Here is a 636-nt window from a genome sequence, read left to right on the forward strand (position 1 = left end):
TTCGTAGTCATAGGGATATTTTATCTAAAGAGTACAGAAATATAACACATGGAGGTCGATAGAGGGTATTACTGTGTCTTGACGACCTTAGATAAAAAGCTCGGTTTTTTAGATGCGGATAACATCCTCCTCGTAAGTTAAATTTTAGACTATTTGGTCGGCAAGCTGCATATTAGACCCAAAACGGTGAAGGTGAAAATGGTTTTTTTTGTTGGAATATATAGTACCCCTAGGAGTTTTTAATAAATATATATTTTTTAATCCCTTTCTAAATAAGAACTTAGTATTTTTACATTACTTTAAGAATTATATTTAAAGGTAATTCAGAAAAAGACGGTTATTGGGTAGATAAAGTTCTTATATGAACAGTAAATCGAAAACTTAGTGAAGACGACGAGCTACGAGTAGTAGAAGTCTTTACCAAAATAGAAACTGGTTAATGTTAAAGAGAGCTACGTAATACTTCATATTCTACCTTATAATTCCAGTGATTTCTGAGGATTATCAGGAATTTAGCCAACCGGCAAGGTAATGAGGGGACGGGATTAACATTAAAAATTTGATGTTTTGTTGACTCCCCAGTTTTCATCTTTGACAAAGTCGTTTGAGCAATTAGCGTATATCAAGAAACCTACC

Source organism: Legionella qingyii (assembly GCF_003184185.1).